At 45.6% G+C, this 25,035-nt stretch carries 16 protein-coding genes; 3 read left to right on the forward strand and 13 right to left on the reverse strand.

Translation table 11 applies throughout. The features are described 5' to 3' along the window. Positions 1-22: 22 nt before the first annotated feature. The 4 genes from MD535_RS13695 to MD535_RS13710 all read right to left on the reverse strand — a co-directional run bounded on the left by MD535_RS13695 (position 23) and on the right by MD535_RS13710 (position 5,123). Positions 23-1,516 (reverse strand): ArnT family glycosyltransferase, encoded by a 1,494-nt coding sequence (locus MD535_RS13695; RefSeq protein ID WP_265675582.1) that lies wholly within the window; start codon positions 1,514-1,516, stop codon positions 23-25. A 400-nt stretch (positions 1,517-1,916) separates the two neighbouring features. After that, a complete protein-coding gene (locus MD535_RS13700) occupies positions 1,917-2,870 on the reverse strand; it encodes a hypothetical protein (protein WP_265675583.1) in 954 nt (317 codons plus the stop codon). 495 nt (positions 2,871-3,365) lie between these two features. Next, positions 3,366-3,935 (reverse strand): aldolase/citrate lyase/malate synthase family protein, encoded by a 570-nt coding sequence (locus MD535_RS13705; protein ID WP_265675584.1) that lies wholly within the window; start codon positions 3,933-3,935, stop codon positions 3,366-3,368. A 303-nt stretch (positions 3,936-4,238) separates the two neighbouring features. Next, positions 4,239-5,123 (reverse strand): radical SAM protein, encoded by an 885-nt coding sequence (locus tag MD535_RS13710; protein WP_265675585.1) that lies wholly within the window; start codon positions 5,121-5,123, stop codon positions 4,239-4,241. 908 nt (positions 5,124-6,031) lie between these two features. On the opposite strand from MD535_RS13710, the gene MD535_RS13715 reads away from it, so the two are divergent. Further along, a complete protein-coding gene (locus MD535_RS13715) occupies positions 6,032-6,958 on the forward strand; it encodes an SMP-30/gluconolactonase/LRE family protein (protein WP_265675586.1) in 927 nt (308 codons plus the stop codon). Between the two features lie 107 nt (positions 6,959-7,065). Next, entirely contained in the window at positions 7,066-7,857 is a 792-nt protein-coding gene (locus tag MD535_RS26190; protein ID WP_265675587.1) for an IclR family transcriptional regulator, read from the forward strand. Positions 7,858-7,988: 131 nt separating this feature from the next. On the opposite strand, the gene MD535_RS13725 is transcribed toward MD535_RS26190, so the two are convergent. The 9 genes from MD535_RS13725 to MD535_RS13765 form a co-directional block, all read right to left on the reverse strand. Next, the gene (locus MD535_RS13725) at positions 7,989-8,825 is read right to left on the reverse strand and encodes an IclR family transcriptional regulator (protein WP_265675588.1); all 837 of its coding nucleotides are present in this window, start codon (positions 8,823-8,825) and stop codon (positions 7,989-7,991) included. 184 nt (positions 8,826-9,009) lie between these two features. Further along, positions 9,010-14,076 (reverse strand): NPCBM/NEW2 domain-containing protein, encoded by a 5,067-nt coding sequence (locus tag MD535_RS13730; RefSeq protein ID WP_265675589.1) that lies wholly within the window; start codon positions 14,074-14,076, stop codon positions 9,010-9,012. A 186-nt stretch (positions 14,077-14,262) separates the two neighbouring features. Continuing rightward, positions 14,263-15,786, reverse strand: coding sequence for a CoA-acylating methylmalonate-semialdehyde dehydrogenase (locus tag MD535_RS13735; protein ID WP_265675590.1), 1,524 nt, complete (start codon positions 15,784-15,786; stop codon positions 14,263-14,265). A 118-nt stretch (positions 15,787-15,904) separates the two neighbouring features. Beyond that, a complete protein-coding gene (locus tag MD535_RS13740) occupies positions 15,905-17,062 on the reverse strand; it encodes an iron-containing alcohol dehydrogenase (protein WP_265675591.1) in 1,158 nt (385 codons plus the stop codon). Between the two features lie 127 nt (positions 17,063-17,189). Further along, positions 17,190-18,680: an FGGY-family carbohydrate kinase gene (locus tag MD535_RS13745; RefSeq protein ID WP_265675592.1), complete on the reverse strand. Its 1,491-nt coding sequence runs from the start codon at positions 18,678-18,680 to the stop codon at positions 17,190-17,192. A gap of 21 nt (positions 18,681-18,701) precedes the next feature. Continuing rightward, complete coding sequence (locus MD535_RS13750) at positions 18,702-19,547, reverse strand: class I fructose-bisphosphate aldolase (RefSeq protein WP_265675593.1); 846 nt, start codon at positions 19,545-19,547, stop codon at positions 18,702-18,704. Further along, positions 19,531-21,303, reverse strand: coding sequence for a glycerol-3-phosphate dehydrogenase/oxidase (locus MD535_RS13755; RefSeq protein ID WP_265675594.1), 1,773 nt, complete (start codon positions 21,301-21,303; stop codon positions 19,531-19,533). Before MD535_RS13755 ends, MD535_RS13750 begins: the two co-directional genes overlap by 17 nt. Before the next feature lie 167 nt (positions 21,304-21,470). Next, positions 21,471-22,457: an aldo/keto reductase gene (locus MD535_RS13760; RefSeq protein ID WP_265675595.1), complete on the reverse strand. Its 987-nt coding sequence runs from the start codon at positions 22,455-22,457 to the stop codon at positions 21,471-21,473. Between the two features lie 9 nt (positions 22,458-22,466). Then, the gene (locus MD535_RS13765; RefSeq protein WP_265675596.1) at positions 22,467-23,420 is read right to left on the reverse strand and encodes a sugar-binding transcriptional regulator; all 954 of its coding nucleotides are present in this window, start codon (positions 23,418-23,420) and stop codon (positions 22,467-22,469) included. A 525-nt stretch (positions 23,421-23,945) separates the two neighbouring features. Here MD535_RS13765 and MD535_RS13770 point away from each other — a divergent pair. Continuing rightward, positions 23,946-24,971, forward strand: a complete 1,026-nt coding sequence (locus MD535_RS13770; RefSeq protein WP_265675597.1) for a sugar ABC transporter substrate-binding protein — start codon at positions 23,946-23,948, stop codon at positions 24,969-24,971. Positions 24,972-25,035 lie beyond the last annotated feature (64 nt).

A 25,035-nucleotide genomic window follows, 5' to 3' on the forward strand; every position in this document is an offset into this window, starting at 1 on the left:
TTCATGCCGCTATTGCATCGATTTACTGCGGCTTTACCACACCAATACAGATCGGCTCTTCTGGCTCTTGTGGTGAGTCTTGAAATATCACTTCTTTTTGAACATCAACGGCAAACTGAGGCCATTCATTAGTGAATCGAGAAAACGCCCCATCATGACAACCTTGTCCGGCATAACCGAGTAGCAGCACACCTTGCTCACGAATTTTATCTGCAGTGATGTGGCGGTTATAAACGTTGGGTAACGTGTCGTTATTCCATTGATTACTCATTTTTGGATGTGGCGCGATATAAAACGTCAGCCATTCAGAAAGCTCACTGCCGCCCACTAACGTAAGCTCTGAGTCGCTATTTTCATCCCAATACTGCTTTGCTTGATTGCTCAGTGTCTTAATACCAATAAAGTCTTGGCCAGCATTCTTCACGTTAAAGATCATCACCGACGCATAACCGGTAATAATCACTAGCGCCATAACAGACAGGACTTTAAAAGCCCCGCGCAGTTGACCGTGAATTTGCGTTGATAAATAAGCCACTAACACAGCAGGTGCAGGCATGAAGAATGGGTGTAACCATTCCACCAAACGTCCACCTTTATGGAAGGTGAACCAACCCATGATGACAATTAACGGCGCAAGTAATACAAATGTGTTTAACCACACTTTCTCCGGAATGGAAGATCGCAAGCGAAACGCGTTCTTCCCCAACAGGCCAGCTAGCAGAATAAATGGATAAAACACAGAAAGCAGTGCCAACCAACTACCAGGGCTTAACTGGGCCGACACCTGCCCGCTGACCCATTTAAGTGAAGAGAAGTTATTAGCAAATAACCAGAAGAAGTTTGGCAGTACTAGAGCAATAAACGCCGCAATACCTGCATAAAACATCGGTTGCTTCCACGCCTTACGTACACTTGGTACTGCTAGGCTCACAATAAATACCATCGCGACTGGCGCGAAAGTGGTGTATTTCGCCATTGCAGAGCAACCAGCCAAAATACCAAAAGGAAGCCACCACTTTGGATTCTCGTATACCGCTTTGGTAAACATCAACAATAACCATGACCAAGAGCCAAACAACAAGTAATTGTCGTTATATGGGATTGCCTCAAAGTTAATGACACCAGAAAGATTCAGCGTTAATAGCCCCAACCATGCTAGAGCGACGGAATCGGTTAGTTTGTACGCCAATCGGTAACAACCTAGCATACCTAAAGCAATCACACTGAAATGACCGACATACCAAAACGCAGAGGCAAACTCGGTTGAAGGAGACACGAGAAGAACACGAGCAAAAAACCCAACAAACCACGGGTTGTTTGGGCTCCCCCACTCACCGTTGCTAGCCCAGTTTAAGGCTTCAACCGCATCATAAGGTACGGCAGGATCGAGTTGATAAGAAACTAAAGCCCATGCAACCGCATACACGAAGCACCAGATACCCGCCATTCGGTGTGAACGCTCTACCTCCGAGGCGCTTACCCCTTCTCGATCAAAACTTAAGATTGTTGTTAGCATTGGCTGAACTGACTCCCGGATATCTTTCATATCGCTGTTATGTTTTTGGCTGTGAACTTTACGCAAAATAAACTCGAGACTAAACGGCAGTACGTCAATTCTCTGTAAATATCAATACGATATATAAGCCTTTAAAATATAGACGTAAATATTATAAAAAACACAAATAAAAGGCAGGTCTTTACGTGTATGGGTTTGTCATAGAGGGGGCATGTATGGGATGTTGTGGCAGGCTGTCATCAGCGGTTAAGTTCTTGTTCAATCGATCATTTACACTCAATGTACCAATTCTGCTCCTTTAAGCACACTCGGGTTGATTATGATCATCTAACCCACACGGCAAAACCATGGTCGTGTCACCATTAGGAGAGGGTAAATATTGAGGCTAAAAAACACGACACTAGCGGCATAATTGAGACCAAAAAGACCGGTTTGGGTCTAACTTTTCAGCCCACGTTTGATCCTCACGGGCCTGCAAATATAATTGAATACTATCAAACAATTGAAACGCTCTCGGGCCACCTAAGTGCTCATGCTCTTCGAAAAAGCAATCTTCAAAGCGCGACAGTTCATTAAGTGTCGTGATTGCCCGTCCCATCACCCATGTGATAGCTTCAACTTCAATCACTGCACTGTTCAATACAACCGGTCGAATCGCACCAATATCCACATCATTCACCCGCGAGTTTGATAGCGTTGCGACTCTGTCTGTTTCTCTGCGTTGTTGCTCCACCTCACGTAGCAATTGGTTTCTTCGTTTTTTTGTCGGCCTTGGATTTAACCGTGTAATTCGTAAACCGTATTCAAACTGCTCCTTACCAAGAATATCGAGCAACCCTAACAACAACGATTCATCTAGCCCTTCAGATTTAACATAGTAAGCCGCCGCTGACTCGACACTTAGAAACCGAGTGCCTTGAAACTCAAAAAAGAAGGTGTCATCCAATGACTCAACGGCGTTACCATCCACTGTCAATGCCCAGCCTTGGAAATCAATTCTTTCACGAGCTATTTCATACATTTTCCACGCGCTGGCTCGAAAACCTTCAAAAATCGCCCCTTCTAATTGCGACTGCTCTAGCTCTTCTTTAGTCCAAATTACACCGATACCAAGGTGTTTCGCATATTTATTAAGAAGACGGTCTTTAATATGTAGACGAAGTGGCCAAATCGTCATATCGGAACGTTTGTCTACAAAAGATACGCATTCGGTACACACTGGCAGCTCAAGGCCATTTAGCTGAGCATGACCACCAGACTGAGGACACCGCAACGTCCCATTGCTAGGTTCGCCACAAAACCAACACTGATATCGTGATTCAAAAGGTATATCAATGGTTACATAATCGGTCACGATATGGGTTCCTGAAACTGTGAAAATGACGGACGAAACACGGCGTTTTTTAATAAGTGCGAGAATACAGGAAGATGGCCGGACATGTCGATGTGATTAGGAGATTTAACAATGCGTAAACTTCAGGGGACCCAGCTGATACTTAGTTTGAAACCTGAACAAAAATCAACCTCCTTCCGCATCTGGATACGAATGAGCAAAAACAATAAAAATGAATTAAAGATCAAACTGTTAATAGCCATCCTTAGATAAATAAAACATTTCAACCGAGACACTAAGATTACTTTTTATACATCAACCTTCACATTTAATGGTTTCACAACAAAAGTCCAACATGCAACTGATTAATCAACGTCTTTGCTTTGTTATTGCTCTTCAACACTAATCCTCTGGCAAAAGCGTTGGTAATAAACAAAGAAAACAAACCAAAGAAAGGAGCCAGAAAAAGATTCTTTGGCTCCTTATGAAACAACATAGCAATAGATTGAATAAATATTAGAAGGAGAACGCAAACCCTAAGCTGTAATCTTCACCGTTTTTCGCGGTGTATTCTTTGTCTTCATTGCTGGCTTTCGGGCGACACTTTTCATCCCCTTTAACCAAACTTACCCAATGACGAAGTCCTGTGCCATTATGCCCTTCCGCTTGTCCAAACGTGGTACAAGTTTCAAGTTGAACATCATCAATAGCAACTAATTCAAGGCGCCCAGTTCCTGTACGGCGACCCATCGTCACTTCAACATGAGTACCGCTTTCGTCTCGAAGTAAAATGGAATCTGGTGAGCATTTATCACCGGCATAAGCAACAAAGCGTCTAGCGTGCTTTAGACCACTGTGCTGACCATTTTTAAAGTAAGCCTGTACATGGCGGTAGTCGATTTCATAACTGACTACATCTTCATGAGATCCATTTTCCAGTGGAAACAACGTATCAAGAAGCTGTTTCGCTTTTATTTGTTTTTGTGTCTGCTCGTTGGATTTGACCATTTCCACGGCAAACACGGCTTCAGCGATAAAATTATGTGGGTTGTTTTGTTCTGTTTTATCGAATGTCTGCATATTCATAGTCTATTCCTTCAAAGCTAATGGATAACACCTTAAGCAAGTACCCTCAACGCTTGTCTCTCGTCTACGTTATTGCTTGTTAAACAGCATAGCGCTTTTTAAGTAACAATTTCACAACGAAATTTTCACACTGTCAATTTTACAAAAAACAGATTGTAAAATTAACGAAATAACAATCAGAAAGAAAACACATCAACTTAAAAGATCAATGACTTAACAGGAAATACAGGGCAATTAACGCAACACAGCCCTTAAAAAAGGGCGGTGTAAAAACCGACATAACAGTAAGTAAAACTCTCTCACCTACAAACCTCGCTGCCATTCCTGACGCAGTGGAATCTGATCGGGGTGATTAATGGCTAACTCAACTTTTTGCAACAAAGCTTGCTTATCCCGCCCCAGAATACCTTTCAACACCAAGTAATTGGACGCGTGATCAGAGCGAAAAATCGTCTTTTCTAAGGTTAGATTTGTGAGTAATAGCTGAATTTCACTAAACAGCTCGGGTTGGGTCAATTGGCGAAACTCACCATCAAAACCTGCAGCAACACGCTTGTCCCCTAATGGAAATGAGACCACCAAGGTTGACAGATAGTCTGGTTGAGCAGCATTCATCAATTTGGCGGAGTTCAACGCATGCTGCTTACTTAAATTAGCACCGCCAAGACCATTCAAAATCATCACCGAACTTTTCATTCCCGCCGCTTTGATTTTGTTAAGCGCGGCTAATGATGAATCAAAAGTCTCTCCTTTTTGTACTTTTTGTAAGACTTCATCATCACCACTTTCACAACCGATATACATTAAGCTCAATCCTAACGCCCGCAATTCAGTTAATTGCTCTACCGTCTTATTCGTTAAGTTGCGCGGCAAACAATAACTGGAAATGCGTTGCACCTGAGGCAGGGTTTGATTGATAAGTTGACAGATTGCTTGCAAACGATGGAACGGTAATGTCATGGCATCACCATCAGCTAGGAAGACCCGATGCACTCGAGCGCCAGATTGAGCGATCGCTTGTAACTCTTGCTCAATTTCTTCTAGCTTTTTAGGTCGGAATTTCTTCTGTGGCTGAGTGTACATATCACAAAACGTACATCGATTATGACTGCAGCCATTCGTCACTTGCAGTATTAGCGATTTCCACTCGGAAGGCGGTCGAAATACAGGTTCAATATAGTTGAGCATAAAGTCGGTCTCTTTGAGTCACTGCGTTGAATGACATCTATCGTACTTTTTATTGCTAGAATAACAAACCCAACCGCATTGAAACATCCAAACCACTCTGTTAAAAATAACAGACAAAGAAAAACCCCGAGACCTTGTGGTCATCGGGGTCATAACGTTTACTCGCAGCAGTCCAGCTACTTAATGGTGCTCCCTGCATCAGTCCATGATAGTAGTGCTAAACTCCGTTAGCTTATTCCATTCATCGCCATCCTAGCGGTGTCCAACTTTGGTTGTCCTAACCGACTAACAGTCCTCGTTAGCCTGCCTCACTCAATCCTTAAGTGGTGTCCTTTGCATCATTTCAATGCGATCCCATCACTTCATCCAGAAGTTTTCCACTGCCTTCCTTAGAGCGCTACTCATCCTTGTAAAACAGCTTCCTTTCAATATCCTTTACGAATTCCGTTCTTGGCTTTTTTCCTTTTAAAGCCATCTCTTCATCCTGAAGAGGCTCAATCCTTAAGCAATTCCTGTTCCACCATGGTCGTCATCCTGTCGACAAGAGATATAATAACGACAACCCCCTCTTTTTGCTTGTTAGTAGATTGTAAAAAAAACAGTTATATCGTATCACTTTGAAATTAATCCTTATAAAACAGAATAATACATATCGTCAGGGCGATTTCACTCCCCCCAAAATTCATTTAGGATTACAACTTTGTGAGAGATCGCTTACCCGCCATGTAGACAACTCATATCGCTATGGTCATTCGCGTTATTTCGTTGTTATCACGCATTCACTTGGCGCATTACTTGGCATCCCATATTTTCGCTCTGCGCGGCTTCGCACATTCTCCAATCAAGCTTGCCATAAACATAAAATCAGCTATATTGATACGATAAGTATCAATATATGGAGATTTATAATGCGGCCGCTAAAAGGAATTATGACAACCATTGGTGAATCCCCCATATGGAAATCCGACACCAAGAGCGTCGTTTGGATAGAAGCCGCAGGTCGGGTAATCTACGAATACGTGCTCCACACCAGCGCAATCACGACAATTAATGTTCCATTCGATATTACTGCTATTGCCCGTTGCGATGACAATGGATGGGTCTGCGCAAGTAAGCAGGGGCTGTTTTACTGCTCAATGAACTTTGAAAAATTGACGCCTATTGCCAATCCCTGTTTTTCGACCGCTCACCTCCACCTTAACGATGCCGTAACCTCACCAACTGGCACTTTATGGTTTGGATCTATGAATCATACCCAGCTTGACGCACCTGATGGGAAGCTCTATCAATTAACTGATGGCGTGACGAAAGAAATGGACACGGGATTTAGTGTGGCTAACGGTATTGCATTCAACCCCATACTAAAACGCGCTTACTGTTCCAACATGTTTCAGCGGAAAGTATATGAATACCAATTAGATGAAAGCATGAGTCGAATTCTCAGCAAAGCTGTTTTTATCGAGTTTAACGAAAACCAAGGGTATCCAGACGGACTGAGCGTCGATCGTCAAGGTAACCTATATATCTGTCATTGGGATGGTGGCATGGTCTCTTATTATACCGCGGACTCTCAACAGATTGGCGTTGCCACACGGATTGGCGAAATCAACCTTCCAGTAAAACACGCGACTCGTTGTACGTTTGGAGGTGACAACTTCGACACTTTATTCATCACCACCGCGAGTTTTGAACTCACCGTTCAAGAAAGAAGCCAATATCCTTTATCTGGACAATTGTTAATGATGGACTCACCAACCACAGGACGAGAAGAATATTTGATTAATTCGATCGCATTACCTCATTTGAACCACACGATCGAACCGCTAACCAGTTGAAAGTCAGTGAAGACTCTGGGACTATAAAGCGCTTCTGCCCACATGGCACACTGTGACACATTATTGTCAGATGTTATTTTAGGGCTCGCCATTAAAAGGAAATAAAGGTGTCAGAAAAAGTAAATTCAGTTGATCGTCTTATCAACGTTATTGAGCGTATTGGTGAAGCAAAGAGCCCTATTGCAGCCTCCGATATCATCTTTGAGTCTGGTATTCCAAAGCCCACTTGCCATCGTTTACTTCAACAGCTTGAAGAAGCCAACTACGTTCAACTGGATGAACGTGGTCATTTCTATCCCGGTTCCCAAATGCTGTCGATTGCGTTGGACGTAAGATTGACCAATCAGCACAAATTACAACGCCAAGCAATACTGCATGGTCTATCACGTAAACTTGAAGAAACCTGTGGTCTGGCGCTTGCCAACGACGATCCGAGCCCACATATGGTGTATTACGATCGCATCCAAACCAATTGGCCACTGCAAATCGTTATCCCTGTTGGTTTTCCAACCCCGCTATGGGCATCAGCAAGTGGTAAGTTATTTTTGAGTACGCTGACACCGCCGCAGCTTCGCCGTGTTTTAAGTAAGTTAGAGCTCTCTCAATGCGCGAAAAACACCATCGTCGATAACCAGAGCCTTAAAAAAGAGCTCAATACCATTCAACGACGTGGTTACAGTGTTGATGATGAAGAATTTATTGATGGCATGGTGGCCATTGCACTGCCGCTTTACGATCAATTCGGCCACTTTATGGCCGCATTATTCTGTCATTGTCCGAAAAGCCGTAAGAGCGTCACTGAGCTTGAAAACTACTTACCTATTTTACGTATCGCGCAACAAAGTTTAGAAGCCGTATATCAAGATATGAAGTTGTCTGCGGATCGCAAAGATGACTAAATTGGCAGGATTGAAAAGCGCTGCTGTAGTTGATTCAATACCTACTAGGCTTTAGGCTTTAGGCTTTAGGCACTAGGCACTAGGCACTAGGCACTATAAAGCAAGCAGTAAGACCATACACATCAAAGATGCTACGCTTGACCTCGCTTTAGTTCCTCTAAAGTAAAATCCAATATCTCTTTCGCCGCAGACTGCAATTCTGGTCGATACGTTTTTAACTTCTCTAACGAAGTACGAAAGCTCGGGGCGTGGCAAAACAAGTAACCAAAGCTGAGCTCATCAGAACCAATAGGTACCGATATAGCAACCATGCCATCGACAAATTCTTCGTTGTCTTCACCAAATCCCTGTTCAGAAATACGTGCTAGCTCTTCAAGAAAAAGACCTTCGTGAGTGATGGTTTTCGGCGTGTATTCCGTTAGTCCCATATGCTGTACAACGTTTTCGCGAATTGTACTATCAAGCGATGAAAGATACAGTTTGCCAGAGGCTGAAGCCGCAATCGGTGCTAAGCTGCCTTCTGCCAAGTTAATTTGCAACGGCCAGTTGCAATTCACGCGTTCGAAATAAACCATCTCGATGCCATTCGGCACTGAGATTCCACACGTTTCACCGATACGGTCAGATAAATCTTGCAGCACCGATGTGCGCTGCTCAGAAAAACGCTGATTCTTTAAAATATCATGCGATAACGATTGGAGGTTGGGGCCTGCAATCACTCGACCGATGATGTTTTCTTGCAGGTGGCCTAATGAAATAAGCTGATTGATTAGTTTATTGGCAGAGGCAATCGGCATAGAAAGCTGCTCTGCTATTGATTCTCTATTGAGCTGACCACGACTTTTGGCAACAACCGCTACCACTTGCAGCACTCGCTCTAAAGTCGACCCTTTGGTTGCATTTACTGAGTGCGCTTTTTCTGAGCTGGATTTTGACGAATGAGAGGTTGCCGAGTTAGAGGTTGCCATAAAACTGAATTCTTCCTTGAACGGTATTCAATATGCTCTAGATAGCCTATTGCTTTTGTTCAGTAAGTGCAACTTAACACTTGCTCTAATCCGCTCTTGATCTAATCAATACTCGCTCTAATCAACAACCGTCGTATGTAGATAAAATAAAAACGAGGGCTTACCTAAGCAAGCCCTCGTGAGTTTAGTTTTGAAGAAGTGCAGCGTTCCCCCAGCTCGCATGGTCGTGCCCGTTACCATCACCGGCATCGTTTACTTTGAGAGTCAGAGACGTCGCATCGGCTGGGATATCAACTGACACGACCTCGACACCATCCGTTCCCGTGAGGGTTGCGCTTTGATAATACAACACACCATCCAATTCCACTTGGAACACGACCGAGCCTTTATTACCCACTTCATCATCAATGCCAATATTGGCTGAGAAACGACTGTACTGACCCGCAGGCAGGGGATAACTAATGATAGCATTGGCATGAACACCAAGCCCTTTAGCAAAGCTTTGCCCACCAATCGAGATTGTCGTTCCGTCCTGCGTGGCTTGCTCTCCATTACTCATATCTTTTTCAAACGTCCCCCAACCGTTAGTCGACGAGTCCTCTTGTAGGTCACTCAAATAAATCAACGTTGACGGCGTTGGGTTGCTACCCGGGTCTTCGGTCATAAATAAGTGACCAGTGCCATTATCCGATGGATGAATCCAATTGGTTCCACCATCGGGATCATACGCAAAGGCAAACCCATTATGAGGTCCATTCCCTCCACTTCCGTTACTCAATCTGAGTTCGAACTGATGCCATCCAGGAGCAAGGTTCAGGTTAGCGGTGGATACTCTGTCACTCCATAAATCGCTACTTAATACCAATTGGCCATCTATCCAAAGGCGCGTCTTGTCATCGTTGTTCTCACTAAACGAAATTTGCCCATCAGCATCGTAGATATAACCGGTATACACCTCTGTAGTATTGCCTGCAATGGCATCTTCGGTTTCACTCAAGTTGGTTGTAATGGCGGATTTAGGATTGGGATCCGTATCATTGATATTGCCAGAAAGCGTGCCATAAAACAGACCAGGAACTGCGGAGCTAGTACCATCACTAGGGGTACGCAGCTTTGCATCTCCCCAAGAACCATGATCACTGCCAACGCCATCACCCGCATCGCTTACCACCAGCTTTAACTCTTGCGCGCTACTACTTATATTCACTGCCACATACTCAGCGACATCGCTACCACGTAGAATACTACTTTGGTAGGCCATGACGCCGTCAAGCCACACTTCAAAGACCACCGAACCTGAACTGCCCGTTTCATCATCCACGCCAATAAAAGCCGTGAACTGGTCGTAATTGCCTCCGGTCAGACTATAGGTAATTTCAGAATGGGCATGAACACCAAGGCCTTTTTTAAATTCACTCCCCCCAATAGAGATTACTTGCCCATCTCCTGCGGCATTTTCCCCTACGCTGGTATCTTTCTCGATCGGCCCCCAACCATTCGTTGCCGCTGATTCATTTAAGTCACTTAAGTAGGTATAAGCTGTCGCTTGTGGCGGCTCTGGGACGACAATGTCTGGCCCTTCATATTCAATCTGCTCAAGATATGCGACAAGTGCTGCTCTTTCGGTACTATTGGACACCGTATGCTGTGTCCCGATTTGCAATACATCATCAAGTGTCGCAGCCTGTCCGTTATGGAAGTACGGCGCACTACTCCAAACCCCAATAAGACTTGGAGTATCAAAGCCAACTCCAGCTAACGGAGCATTGATACCTTGCCCTGATGACGCTTCAATGGTGCCAACATCATGTCGCTGCATGTCGGTAAAATACACGCCAGAGTGACAGCTATCGCAACTTTTCGAACTAAACAATGCTTCGCCAGTCAATGCATCAGCCGTCAATAAACCCGAAGGCTCTCGATGCGGACTTTTCGGAAATTGGTTTAAGCTGCTCACATAGAACGCCAAGTTATCTAAGTCTTCACTTTTGCCCGATTTAGATACGCCTAGAGGGTTTTCTGCCAGAGTAAACAAGGCATCCACCATAAAGCCGCGTCCACCAAACGCATAACGGATATCGTTTTCAAAATCTTGAATCTCATCGAAATTGGCAGTCCAATGCACTCGACCGTTACCAGTCCCTGTTTTACCTAGAAGTGAGATAGTATTTCTTAGCCCCTCACCTCGATCTGTGAAATCCCATACTCGATGATCACTATCGCCATCAGCGTGACAACTTGCGCAAGAAATATAGCCATCTTGCGTCATTCTGGCATCGGCGGCGTTATAGAATATTTGTTTCCCTCGCAATACTCTTGGATGTAACGCTTCATTAGCCACAACCGAAACCTGAGCGAGTGTTGAAATATCACCTCGGTCAGAAAGAAAGGTGGTGACATCGTGGACAGACACCGTTCTTGACATAAAGTTATGGACAAATAGTGTTGAGCCAGATAGCAATAATCCACGTGGTGCAAGCCCGGTATCGAAGATCTCCCCCGCTCGATTTAGATTAAAGGTATTACGAATTTCAATACTATTTTGACCTTCAACAGCAATAAAAACCAAGTCGCCAATATCACTAAATACGGCGGCTTTGGGTTGCGCTCGGTCATCGATATCAAGCGCATTCGCCATCACTGTATTGGTATTAAGATCGAGTCTATTCACGACCGCCCTTACCGTCGTCTCAAAGGTTAACGCTTTCGCGTCATCCCCCTCAAGATACGCACCGCGATCGACGTTAGCTTTGTTGGATGGTAACCAAGCACTGTAGCCATCAGGAGAAATCGCTACCGAACCTAGGTAATTCGCAATGCCTCGGCTTCTGTCTGGTCCATCAACCGTGGTGGTATCTTTGCTAATGAGGTAACTCTGGTCAACGGTCATTGTTGAGGCATCAACAGCAACCACTTCAGCGTTAGATTGCGGAGAAATAAAGCGGGTCACTAAAACCCGAGAAGAAGCACTGTCTATCGCTAATCCACGAGCGCTATGCCCCACATCAGCCGTCGCCACGATACTTTTCGAACTTGGGTCAATTTTAACCAGTTGGCCACTCGCTTGAAGAGAAACAAAAGCGTTGCTTCCATCTGGGGAGAATGCAATACCATAGGGTTGTGAGCCTCGTGGCAGAGCAATATTTTCAACAAATAGTCCGGCGTTAGTCACGATAGAAATCGTAGCGTCTACTTGATTCACCACCCAGAGATTGCCATTAGGTGCTACCGCCAAGGTTCTTGGCTGATCACCGACTGCGGTTTCCCACAACTTAGCATAAGGCGCCACATTACTGATCGCACTTATCGTGTCATTATCTTCATTGACCACCACCACTTGGCCTGCCGACTCAACAATAGTAGAGGAGGCAGTGGGTGAGGTAGCGGTTGGCTCTCGGTACACCGTAATCGGTACCGATTGGCTACTTTCAAATACCCCGTCAACCGTGGTTTCTTTGACCGTCACAACTGCCGACCAATGATTCGGCTGACCATACACATAATCGGCATTCCCACTCGCAGAGAACGGCGTCGAATTCCCTCCATCACCAAAGTTCCACGAATACTCTATAGTGCCACCTAGCAAAGGGACGGTTGAGGCAGAAACACTCACGCTACTGCCTAACGTCACTTTATCGTTCGCCGACACCGAAACGTCATGCCCGACTTGAGAGCCTGTAGCAAATCGATACTCAGTGCGCGCCATTGGATTGCCAGCAAAGTCTTCGATCCCTTCAAGCACAACTTCATAAATGCTATCCGCCTCTAGGCTTTGCGATGGAGTGAAGTGAACAAAACCTAAGTTGGTGCTGTATTGGCCTTGAAGGGGTGTCACACTGCCAATTTTTGTTACGGTAAATGAACTACTATTGACTGATTCCATTAGCACACTGTCTGACAGTGCAACACCAATCCGGGTTGATAGTGGTTGCAAGGTCGAATCAATCGCTGGATTGGCCGCAGAAATATAAGGCGGCACCTGGTCGGCGGTACTTTGATGAGCAATCAGCCCACTTCCCGACCCATGGTCATTCCCCACCCAGACTAGGTTACCAAATGGAAACACTTGCCCATGATCGGTGTTACTGCTCGTCGCATTAAGAGAACTTCGCCCTAGCTCGCGAATGTTATTGATATCACTCACATCTAACACCGCGATGTCGTCTTGATTACCCAGAAACAATTTATTGTCTTGCACGTTGCAGTAAAGGTTTTCAAAGCCAGTAAGCTTTTCGTTAACCAAACTCATTGGGTTGGTGGTCGTATCATAAACGCGCAATGCATCATTGGTACTTCGAGCACCAAAATAGGCGTATTTGCCATCCCAACAGGACGCATAGTATTTTTCAGGAAGTCGATTCACCGTCTTCACTAACGTGGGATTGACTGGATCATCGATATTCAGCATAGAGAAACCTGCCGTCCCTTCCATGCTTGAGATAAACATACGGTTACCCAACGCAAACAATGGTCCAATATTAAAGCCACCCAGTTCAGAGTTTGCGACCGTTTTCACTAATGTGGGATTGCTCATGTCGCTGGTGTTAACGATACTGAGCCCAGCATTACCACGAGCGATATAAAGGTAAGGTGCTTGCCAGAAAAGTTGCCACGACACATTGTTATAATCACCAAAGTTCACCCCTGATATCGCGAGCTTTGATAAGCGAATTGGGTTTGCAACATCAGACCAATCCCAGATTTCAATACCCTTACCCGTCTGAATAGCAATCGTATTGTTTTCACCTAAACCAAACGAATGTGGCTCTCTAAACTCAGCCGTTCTTAATCCATCTCCAGTGCGGTTCAAATTAGCTAAATCTGGCTCATACACCGTTTTCACTAACTGCATGGATTTTGGGTTAGAGACATCCAGCGCAATCCACCCACCGGGGCCACCGCCACTGTCGGGGGCAAATACACCAACCATATAACCATTAAGCATGGTCATAACGTTGACACCGTAATGTTTTCGTCCAGGGTAATCAGGTGGCAAAAAGTTGGTGGTATCATCGACAAGCGGACTCGATACATGAGTAAATGCTTCAGATGAACCATAACTTAGATTACCTAAGCCGGGTCCTTGTGCAGCATACGCTGCGGCGATAAACGAGGTACTGCATAACCCCGCTAAAACACTGCTTACAACAGGGCGACGCCACGTCTCTTTAGACTTATCCAGACTAATGGCTGGTTTTAAGCTAAGGGACTTTATTAAGCTAAGGGACTTGATCAAGCTAATGGCTTTCATCGCCTTCTCCTTGTTTTTATGGTCACTAAAAAAAGCTCACTTTTCTACGAAAAGTGAGCACTTAAAAACATGAAGAGGACAGGATCGCCAACCGATTCAATCCAAACTCAATTAGCCAATCTAGTGACCGCTAACTCAATTTAAGCAAACCTACCGCACCCCTCATCACGTCAATGCGTTATCTCGCTATTTCATAGTCGGCATGACGAATTCGGCTTGTGATGGGGTCGTCTCTTTAGAGCCAACTTTGACATCAGACTCAGGCCAGCGAGTGGTGATGGTTTTCATTCGAGTAAAGAATCGAACGCCATCTGGGCCATGCATGTGAAGAGGGCCAAATAATGAACGTTTCCAGCCGCCAAAGCTATGGAAGGCCATAGGCACAGGAATTGGGACATTAACCCCCACCATACCGATTTGAACATTGGTGCTAAAATCACGCGCGGTATCACCGTCGGCAGTGAAAATGGCCGTCCCATTGCCATACTCGTGGTCATTGATGATCTTCAACGCCTCTTGATAACTGTCGACTCGAACAATGCACAATACCGGACCAAATATCTCTTCTTGGTACACCGTCATGTCCGTGGTGACATTGTCGAATAACGTCCCACCAACGAAAAAACCGTCACTGGATTTCGCCAGCTCCAAGTCTCGACCATCCACCAATACACTCGCGCCTTGCTCGACCCCTTTTTGGATGTAACCACAGACTTTTTGTTTATGTTCTTTGGTGATAAGCGGCCCCATGTCGTTTTCAACCGACTGGCCGTAACCAGGTCCAACCTTGAGCGTGGCGAGTTTATCCTGCAGATGGCGACCTAAGGCATCCCCTGTTTCTTTGCCTACGGCAACGGCAACCGAAATCGCCATGCAACGCTCCCCCGCGGCGCCATACGCTGCCCCCATTAATGCATTGACTGCGCCATCAATATCCGCGTCAGGCATCACCACCATATGGTTTTTTGCACCACCTAAGGCTTGCACTCGCTTGCCATATTTTGCGCCTTCCGAATAGATATATTCAGCAATTGGGGTTGAGCCAACAAAGCTCACGGCTTGTACTCGCGCATCTTGAAGTAGTGTATCTACGGCTTCTTTATCGCCTTGCACCACATTAAACACCCCGTCAGGTAAACCCGCTTGTTTAAGTAATTCAGCAAGAAACAATGGCGCAGAAGGGTTTTTCTCTGACGGTTTAAGAATAAAGGTATTGCCCGTCGCAATGGCGATAGGAAACATCCACATCGGTACCATCACTGGAAAATTGAAAGGAGAAATACCAGCCACCACACCCAATGGCATCATTTGAGAGTGCGAGTCCACACCAGTGCCGACATTTAAGCTGTGCTCCCCTTTTTGTAGATGGGGAATGCCGCATGCAAACTCAACGACTTCTAAACCGCGGGTAATTTCTCCTAACGCATCACTAAACACTTTACCGTGTTCACGGCTGATGATATTGGCCAGTTCCTCACGATTTTCCTCAAGTAACGCTTTGAATTTAAACATCACTCGAGATCGGTTAAGTGGCGTTGTTGTCGACCAAGAATGCAGAGCCGCCTCTGCGTCTGAGATAGCTTGCGTGACCTCATTACGGGAACTGAGCACAACGTGGTCTTGTACTTGCCCTGTGGCGGGGTCAAACACTGGCTGCTGCCTTTCTGACTGACTTTCAACACGTTGGTTGTTTATGAAATTGCTGATCATTTTGTCTTCCTTGTCTGTATTTTTAGGCTTAACTTGAAATGGGCTCATTTGGGATTGGACTATTGGACATAGACACAATTACCTGGACATAGACACAGTTACCTGGACATAGAAACAGTTACCACGCCGCCTTATATAGCTCGATAACGGCCTCTTTATCTGGAATTCTTGGGTTGTTATTGGGCGAACCGGACGCCAATGCTTGTTCGGACATGATGTCGAGATTTGACCAAAACTCCTGTTTATCGATACCAAAGTCACGCATCGAAGGGACAGACAGGTCTTGGTTGATTTGTTTCAGTTCTTTCAATAATGCCTTCACCGCATCATCTTCATTGGTTGAGGCATCAACCACTCCCATCGCGCGAGCACACTCGGCGTATCGAGTTTTCGCAGCAGGGATGGAATATTCGGTCACCGTTGGCAATAACATGGCGTTACTCATGCCATGAGGCACATGAAAATGCGCGCCAATCGGACGACTCATACCATGCACCAGCGCAACAGAGGCATTAGAGAAGGCAATACCCGCTAATGTCGCACCGAGCATCATCTGCTCTTTTGCGTTTTTGTTATCTGGGTTATTTACCGCTTCACGTAAGTTTGGCGCGATGAGCTTCATCGCCAACAACGCTTGCTGGTCGGTAAACAAACCCGATTTTCCGCTGACATAGGCTTCAATGGCATGCGTCAGTGCATCAATTCCCGTATCTGCCGTGATTCGTTCTGGGGCTGTCATGGTTAGAGTGAAATCGATAATGGCAGCGGAAGGAATTAGGCCAGGTCCCATACACAGCAATTTTTCATCATTAGACTCATCGGTAATAATGGTCACTTTGGTTACTTCAGAGCCGGTTCCAGCCGTAGTTGGAATAGCAATAAGCGGCATGATGGGAGACGTAACGATATTAGGTACGCAGTAATCACGAATTCGCCCTTGGTATTGGGCCAACAAAGCAATGGCTTTGGCGCTGTCGATAACACTCCCTCCACCCAACGCAATCACCCCATCATAACGACCATCGATGACCTTACTGACTGCGGGCAATATCGACGCTTCCGTCGGCTCAGGAATCGTATCGGTAAACACATCAGCCTCCACGCCAGCTTGATTGACTATCGACTTAAGTTGCTCGACTTGCCCAAGCGTTTTCATCACGGGATCGGACACAATCATGACTCGCTGGCAACCAAGCTGAAGCGCAATCTCTCCTGTTCGCTTCGTGGCGCCCTCACCCACTTCCAAAAACTTCGGTAAAACAATAGATTGACTCATAACTCACCTCATAATTTATATCGATACAATATGTATCATTATTTGAAAATCCATATTCTGGGCGTAATAACCCCGCCACCGTAATATCGTGGTTGAACTAGAATTAGCGTTATTTATTCGCTCGTGATTAGCTTAACAAGGTCAGCGCGTCTCTTAGCAAGCCATATTTTCGGTATCGCGCCGCAAAAAATTCGCCACGCTTGTGGTTTGGCTCAAATCGTCGTTGAGTCACTTGATCTGCTTGAGCGCGCTTATCACTTTTATCGGTATTCGCTACGCTCGCAAGCGCTAACATCGCGACCCCTTTTGCGCCCACTTCATCGCAGCCACCAGGGATGACGGTAACGCCTAGCACATCGGCAAATAGCTGACACCAATACTGACTTCTCGATGCCCCGCCACTTATTGCAATACGATCTACTTGATACCCGGTCTCTCGTAAGCGCTCAATATGTTCAAGATGAGCAAAAACGATCCCCTCATAAAAGGCGTAAACGATGTGTATGTCTTGATGCCAGCCTTTAAGTCCAAACAAATTGGCGGATTGGTTATCTTGATGGGTTGACCCATATAGATAGGGATGAAAGATTGGCAGAGAATGGGTCAGTTCAACGTCTTCGAGCTGACGATTAAACTGTTCGAAAATAGTAGTGCCCAACTCCGCTTCACGGGCTCTTTTATCAGAGAAGAAACGCTCAACCAGCCATTCTAGATTTGAGGCCGAACAGGTACTGGACTCAATCGCCAAATAACGGTCTTTAGAAAACTTGCACGCCATGAAGATATTCGCAGGAGGCAACGAAGCCGTCACAACCTGATTAATATTCCACGTTCCCGCCACTACAGACGTCGCACCAATTTGACTGGCCTCGCAACCGTAAGCACAAGCGACAACATCAAACAATCCGGCAATGACAGGCGTACCCGCTTTGAGTGCCGTGACACTGGCTGCGCTATCTGTGACCTGACCTATCACCTGATGGCTTTCATAGATTGCCGGCAGTTTGCTGCGAATATCCATAAGGTCATAGTAATCGAGCAATTCATCTGAAATTTCATCACGCTCGAAATCAAACAAGCCCGACGCGGTAATGTCCCCCCATTCGGTTGCACACTCACCCGTAAGGTTATAGTTAACGAAGTCTTTGCAAAATAACACCTGGCCAATTTGCTGATATACGCTGGGTTGATGCTGCTTTAACCAAAGTAACAGTGTCGCCGTTTGCGATGACCATACACCTTGACGGTTTCTGGTTTTAATTGCGTGGAAAGACGTCGATTGTTGCAGCGCTTGTACCAATTTCTCTGCGCGATTATCCAACGATTTGATCGCAAGCAATGGTGAGTCTTCATGATCGAGTAGATACAATCCATTGCCATGCCCACTCGTGCCTATTGCAGCAATCTGTTCGTTATCAATGCCAGTTTTCTCAATGAGATTGGCGATAACGTTGGCACAGATCTGCCAACATTCATTCATGTCTGCTTCGGTATAATCGGGGCTGGGGATATGAGTCGGATAATTGCTCGCGACCGTCGCTATTTCATGACCATTTTCATCAAATAGCGCCGCCTTTATCGCGGTGTTACCACAATCTATTCCTATTGCGTATGACATCTTATCCCCCTCCTAAACTGACTATTTATCACCAATATAGATATTCATTGCATCTGTCGTGGATGCGTCGTTGTGAATCATTGCCATCAACGCATCAACCACGCGGCTTGGGTTCGGGTGTTGATAAATATTACGTCCATACACCATACCCAGAGCGCCTTGGTCGAGCAGTGCTCGTGCTTTACTAAACACAGACTCTATATCTTCACGACCTCCCCCGCGAACGAGTACCGGACAACGCGCCGCTTCCACCACTTTATGGAAATCATCCGCCTGCGCAGTAGGATCCGCTTTGATAATATCGGCACCTAACTCGCGAGCCATACGCACGAGCGTTACAATTTTTTCGCAATCGCCATCCACCATATAAGCCTGACCTTGCCTATTGGGTTGCATCACCAAAGGCTCAACCATAAGCGGCATCCCATACTTCTCACATTCCGCTTTAACTCGGCTAATGTTCGCCACACATTGTTTAAATAAGTCTGGCTCATCAGGCAGCATAAAGAGATTCACGACCACGCACGCGGCATCCATTTGAAGCGCCTGAATCAAAGGCTGCTCTGAATTTTGTAACAGCGCCCACATATGGCGATGGCGCTCGGCATTGTATGGATTACCTAAATCAATGCGCATCACTAACGCAGGCTTGTCTTTACCGTCTACGTTTTGCAACAGATCGGCTTGGCCAGCATTCATCTGAATCGCATCAGGTCTTGCCTCAACGAGCTGGTTAACCACAGATGACATATCTTCAAGTCCATCTAAAAACGATGGCTCATTGCAGACACCGTGATCAATAGCAACGTCTAGGCAACGTCCTTGTTTAAACAGGCGATTCATCCTGACTTTACTGGTTAAATACATACTCTTCTCCATCTAGTAATTGTTCATTTTCCGTAACGGTAGGTGGCAATTGTGTTTTCTGGGGGCGCGCGACAACATCTAACGTCACACCATGGAACTGCAATAGCACTTGTTTACTTCGAGTTCGATCTAAATCGCGCTCACTTTGCTGCCAAGAAAAATAGTCAGCAACAAAGTCTGATACTTCATCAAAGCTGTGTTGGGATAGCTGGCCTTCGATAGCAATAGAGGTGCGACGTAGCAATACATCTAACGAGGTCGAGACAGACTCATGTGCCAAGATGTAACTCATCTCGCCTTTTGTATACGATGGCAACGAAATAAAAGCGGCATCATTGAAGCCTTCAAGCCAAGCCAGTAATGTCGCACTGTGAGTGCCATAACGCTGAAACCAAGTCTTAATTTGTTGACGAGAATACTGAGGGTGTTTTGCGACCAACTCATCAATGTAGTCTTGCTGAGCCGCCTTGGTGACAGGGTAACCAATACCACCACCAATGGCTTTTTGCTTGGTGCTGCATTGTCTTTGCTTTGCTAACGATGTGAGTAAGTCGTCTGCGACTTCTTCACCGAAAGCTCGAAACGTTGTCCACTTCCCGCCAATCAGCGAAAGAATGTGGACGCCGTCCACCTTATCTTTTTTAACCGAGTGGCTACGGGGAATTTGCCCTGTCGTGGATGTGTTAACTGACGGCAACGGTCTTACGCCACAAAACTGATAGACGATTTGCTCTTTGCTAATCGTTAGCTTAGGTAGAACCCCTCTTAGGGAATCTAAGATGTAATCTATTTCTTCATCCGTACAGCGCACTGACTCTGGGTCACTGACGGGGATATCTGTCGACCCCACTAAGACCTTGTCAAAATACGGGAATAAAATGCAAACACGACCTTCGCTGTTTTCATAAAACAGCATATTGTCATCGAGCTCTGCCAGCAGTTCAGGGTTATCAACAATAATATGAGAACCTTTCGTCCCTTGCATATATTGGCTTGGTGCCGCCAATAACCCGTTGGTGAAATCTACCCAAGCCCCAGTGGCATTAACGATGTGCCCTGTAGTGATGGTAACGGACTCCGCCAACTTCTCGCTTTCAACGGATAACTCACCGTTTTCAAACTGTGCAACCTTGCAGTAGTTCAACGCGATTCCACCAGCCTCTACCCCCTCCTGAATCAGCTCTATGGCTAACCGTTCAGGTGAACGAATCCATGCATCAAAGTACGTAGCACTGCTTTTCGCCCTAGCAGCCATCATTGGCCAGCGCTGATCCGTTGATCTCGCAGAGTGCATTTTGTGATTGGGCATCAATTGGTCACGTTTGGTGAACCAGTCATACAAACTCAGCCCTAATTTAATCACCACGGAGCCACGCTGAGACGGCTTGTCTTTTAAACCAAGAAACTTGAACAACCCATCAAACAACCCTGACCATGTCGAATAGATAGGAATGGTGGTTTGCAAAGGGGCAACAAAGTGTGGCGCATTGTCGAGCAGTCGATTTCGTTCATATAGCGCTTCTTTGACCAAACCAAACTCACCATTTTCTAAATAGCGTAATCCCCCGTGAATCATCCGCGACGGTGCCGCACTGGCCTTGGAGCAAAAGTCATCCTTTTCTACCAATAAAACTTTTACGCCCTGCAGCGCAAGCTCACGAAATACACTGATACCATTAATTCCACCGCCAATCACGACGACTTCAAACTCATCGTTATCGGTTAATTGCCTAAAGGCTTCTGCGCTACTCTTCATTGTTGCTCCCTGCCAACGGTTTTTGCGTCCATGCTTCCTTGTCCCTATACCTTGAACCTTGCTCTGTGACATCCACTCAATAAAGCCCGCGTTTTAACATCAGCACCATATAGAACCTGCGCTACATAGAACCTACGCTATAACACCAGCGCTATAACATAGCCTTACTACGCCAATTCCAACTCACCAAAAAACTCATGAGATTTGGCATCAATGAATTTTATTTCCTCTTGGGATAACACCACGCTGCCTGCTGCCGCATTTTCAATCGCTTGTGCAGCGTTACGCGCGCCACACAACGCATAAGTAATGCCAGGTTGCTGCAATGTTGCTGCAATCACGAGCTGTGCGACACTGACATTTTTTTGGCGGGCGATCGGCTCGATAGACTGACAAAATTTTTGTACCCAACGACGATTTTCGACGGTAAACATAGGGTCAGTAATACGTTGGTCATCACCGGTAAATAGACGCTCTGGTGTGACCTTTCCGCTCAGTAAGCCCATGGCGAGAGAAGAATAACTCAGGCAAGAGACGTTGCTCTGAATAGTGCTCGGCAATAGCGTTTTTTCCAACTGACGCTCAATCAAGTTGTATTTTTCCTGAACCGCATCCACCACACCACTGTGTTGATATTGCTCTAGATCGATTTGATTGGCGTTACTGATGCCAATCGCGCGGATTTTGCCGGCTTTTTTTAGCGCGAGTAATGCCTCCATGGTTTCTTCAACTGGCGTCGTTGGATCCTGCCAATGCGTAATGTACAAATCGAGATAGTCGGTTTGAAGACGTTTTAGGCTCTGTTCAACTTCATGTTGAATGGCATCCGCGCCGAGGTAGCGATGGACAGGCTTGCCATTTTCATCAAAGAAATGATTCCCCTTATTGGTGTGCCATACCAGCCCACACTTTGTCGCTAGGACCACTTGGTCTCGTCGCCCTTTAATGGCTTTACCCACCAATTCTTCAGACACCCCTAACCCATAAGCCGGCGCCGTATCAATCAGGGAAACCCCATTATCTAATGAAGCGTGAATGGCATCGATAGAGGCTTTTTCATCCGTCCCTCCCCACATCCAACCGCCCATTGCCCACGTTCCTAAACCGATGACGGAGGCTTCAATTCCTGACTGACCAATTTCTCTTGTTTGCATGTTCATTCCCTATTCTGCTTGTTCTAAAACACTGGCGACCGTGTCTTCATCTGAGACCAGTCCATTAATCAGCCCGCCTCTTAAGGCCGCCAACACAGCCGACACTTTAGATCGCGTAGCCGCCACACCAAAACTGTGCTCAATATTGCTAAGCTCTTGTAAATTAAGACCAATCAATTTTTGATTAATATGCTCTGCGCATTTATCTCCGTGCACATCATAAAGATGCGCTAACACTTCACCTTTACATTGCGCACTGATCATTAGCTCTGTTTCATGGCCACTGAGCGATCGTAAATCATAATAACTGTCACTTTCACTGGCCACCGACCCTATGCCGACTAAAGCAATATCAGCGCTACGTGCTAAATCGAGTACTTCCTTTACGCTACGCATCTCCATTAAGATGGTTCGCTGCTCGTCGGTATCAACAAACAGTGGAGCGTGTAACTGAGTACTGGTTCCTCCCAGCTTTTCTGCAAGTTTGCTCGCAAGATAATTCACATCGGTGAAGTGATGACCCTGAATTCCCCCCGTTGCCGGTACAACGCGAACTTTTGGGAAACTCATCGGTTTTATTTGATCGACAATCTGCGCCATGGTTTTGCCTGCACTAATGCAAATAACGCTATCTGGTTTAATGGTTTCGATCAGTAATTCCCCCGCCGCCTGCGCCACTTGGCGTGTCACGACTTCATCATCTTGGCTAAGACTCGGTTGAATCACCGCCGTCTTAATACGGAAATGTTCAATTAAACGCTGCTCAAGGGTGTGCGTTCGTTCCTGAGGAAGTTTTAAGGTAATTTCAACCAAGCCGTCATCATGGGCCTGTTTTATGACTCGATTCACTTTTGCCGTGGACAACCCAAGCTGCTTTGCAATATCTGATTGACTGCGATTTTCCATATAACGCAGTGTCAGAACCTTTGCAGTTTGTCTTAATATGTCGTCACGTTCGTTCATCGTCATATCCCTATCTTTATTGACTTCATCATTAACTCTATCGCGTCTTTAATAACTTCATCTCATCTTGAGTAACACCTCACACCCTAACTTTGACGGCTCTTTATCTAGAGATTCTTAGTATCTGGAGAACCTTAATATCTAGAGAATCTTAGTTAACAGAATGTGAAATTTATTTCATCTGAGTAAAAAGTAATCATAGAAAACAACTTTTACAAGTTAAAATGATACCAAACGTATCGTTTTGATGATTTAAGTGCGACAGATCACAAATAATAACCAAAATGATACGTATTGTATCGATATGGGATTGACCGGTTACATTTTGTTCACTACCTTTTAACACGTGAAATATATTTCAACAGTCTGAAAGATAATTCACATCATCAAGAACAACGTGTTGTGCTGCTTACTGCTGATAAAAGACAAAACATAGCTTGCTAAAGCCAAAGGTGTTTTTCCAAAGCAAAGCAGCAGTTGCTCCTAAGACGACGAGTGAATACCCAATAAAAAATGGAGAAAATTATGAAGTCAGTGACTTTGAAAAAGATATTTAATAAGGGACTTATTACTACGAGTATTATTGTCGCTTCAAGCCTAGCTGCCACAACACAAGCGAATGAACGAATCGCATTTTTCGTTTCCGACTTGTCGAATGTTTTTCACCAATCTCAAGCGACGGAAGCCAAACGTTATGCAAAAGAGAAGTATGGTGCAGAAGTGGTCATCTTCGATGGTAAAGCCGATTCTGCCGTGATGACGCAAAACGTCGACCAAGTCGCAGCGGGTGCGTTTGATGGCGCCTCTTTACATATTTGGGATGGCGAAGCCGCAACGCCAGGCGTGGAAGAAGCTCTAGAAGAGAACATCGCAATGACCTCTTTCTTTAGCCCAATTACCGCGACAGGCATTCCAACGGCACGTAGTGATGAAGCAACGGTGTCGTTTGATATGGGCGCGCAAATGGCAAAAGCGTGGAAACAAGCTAACCCGGATAAGCCTATTGTCATGGTTCAACTCGGTTGGCCTAACCACACAGAAGTCAGCTCAGGTCGAACAAATCCATTTGCCGAAGGTGTGTTATCGGTGGATCCTACCGCGAAAAACTTAGGGGCTCTAGATGCCAGTGGCGGTCAAGAAGCGGCCAAACAAATCGTAGTTGACCTTCTAACTCAACAACCAGAAGTTAACCTCATTTACTCCGAAGCGTCTAACTTAACAGTAGGCACAATGGCTGGCTTATCACAACTCGGTCGCGGTAAGTTTAAAGATGGTAAGCCGGTTACTGAGATTGTGGCGAGTGTGGATTTTGACTCGGTTGAGTTTGGTCAAATCTACGACCCAGAATCGAGCCTAAAAGTGTCTATGGGGCTACCACCCATTGAAACCGCTCGCGGTCGTATCGACTTGGTGATGGACGTCATCAATAAGAAAGTTAAACCCACTCAAGCTGAAGCGCAAGAGTTCTTCTACAAGGCGTATACCATCTCATATTGGTCAATGCCAAAACCTGATGCAGAACAATGGCTTGATGCTCAATTTAGCAACTAAACTTCACCCAAGGTCGGTCGTAGAACGGTCGGCCTTGGTTCTTTTCATATATTCAAAATCTCAG

Source organism: Vibrio qingdaonensis, assembly GCF_026191675.1.
In the GTDB taxonomy this organism is placed as follows: domain Bacteria; phylum Pseudomonadota; class Gammaproteobacteria; order Enterobacterales; family Vibrionaceae; genus Vibrio; species Vibrio qingdaonensis.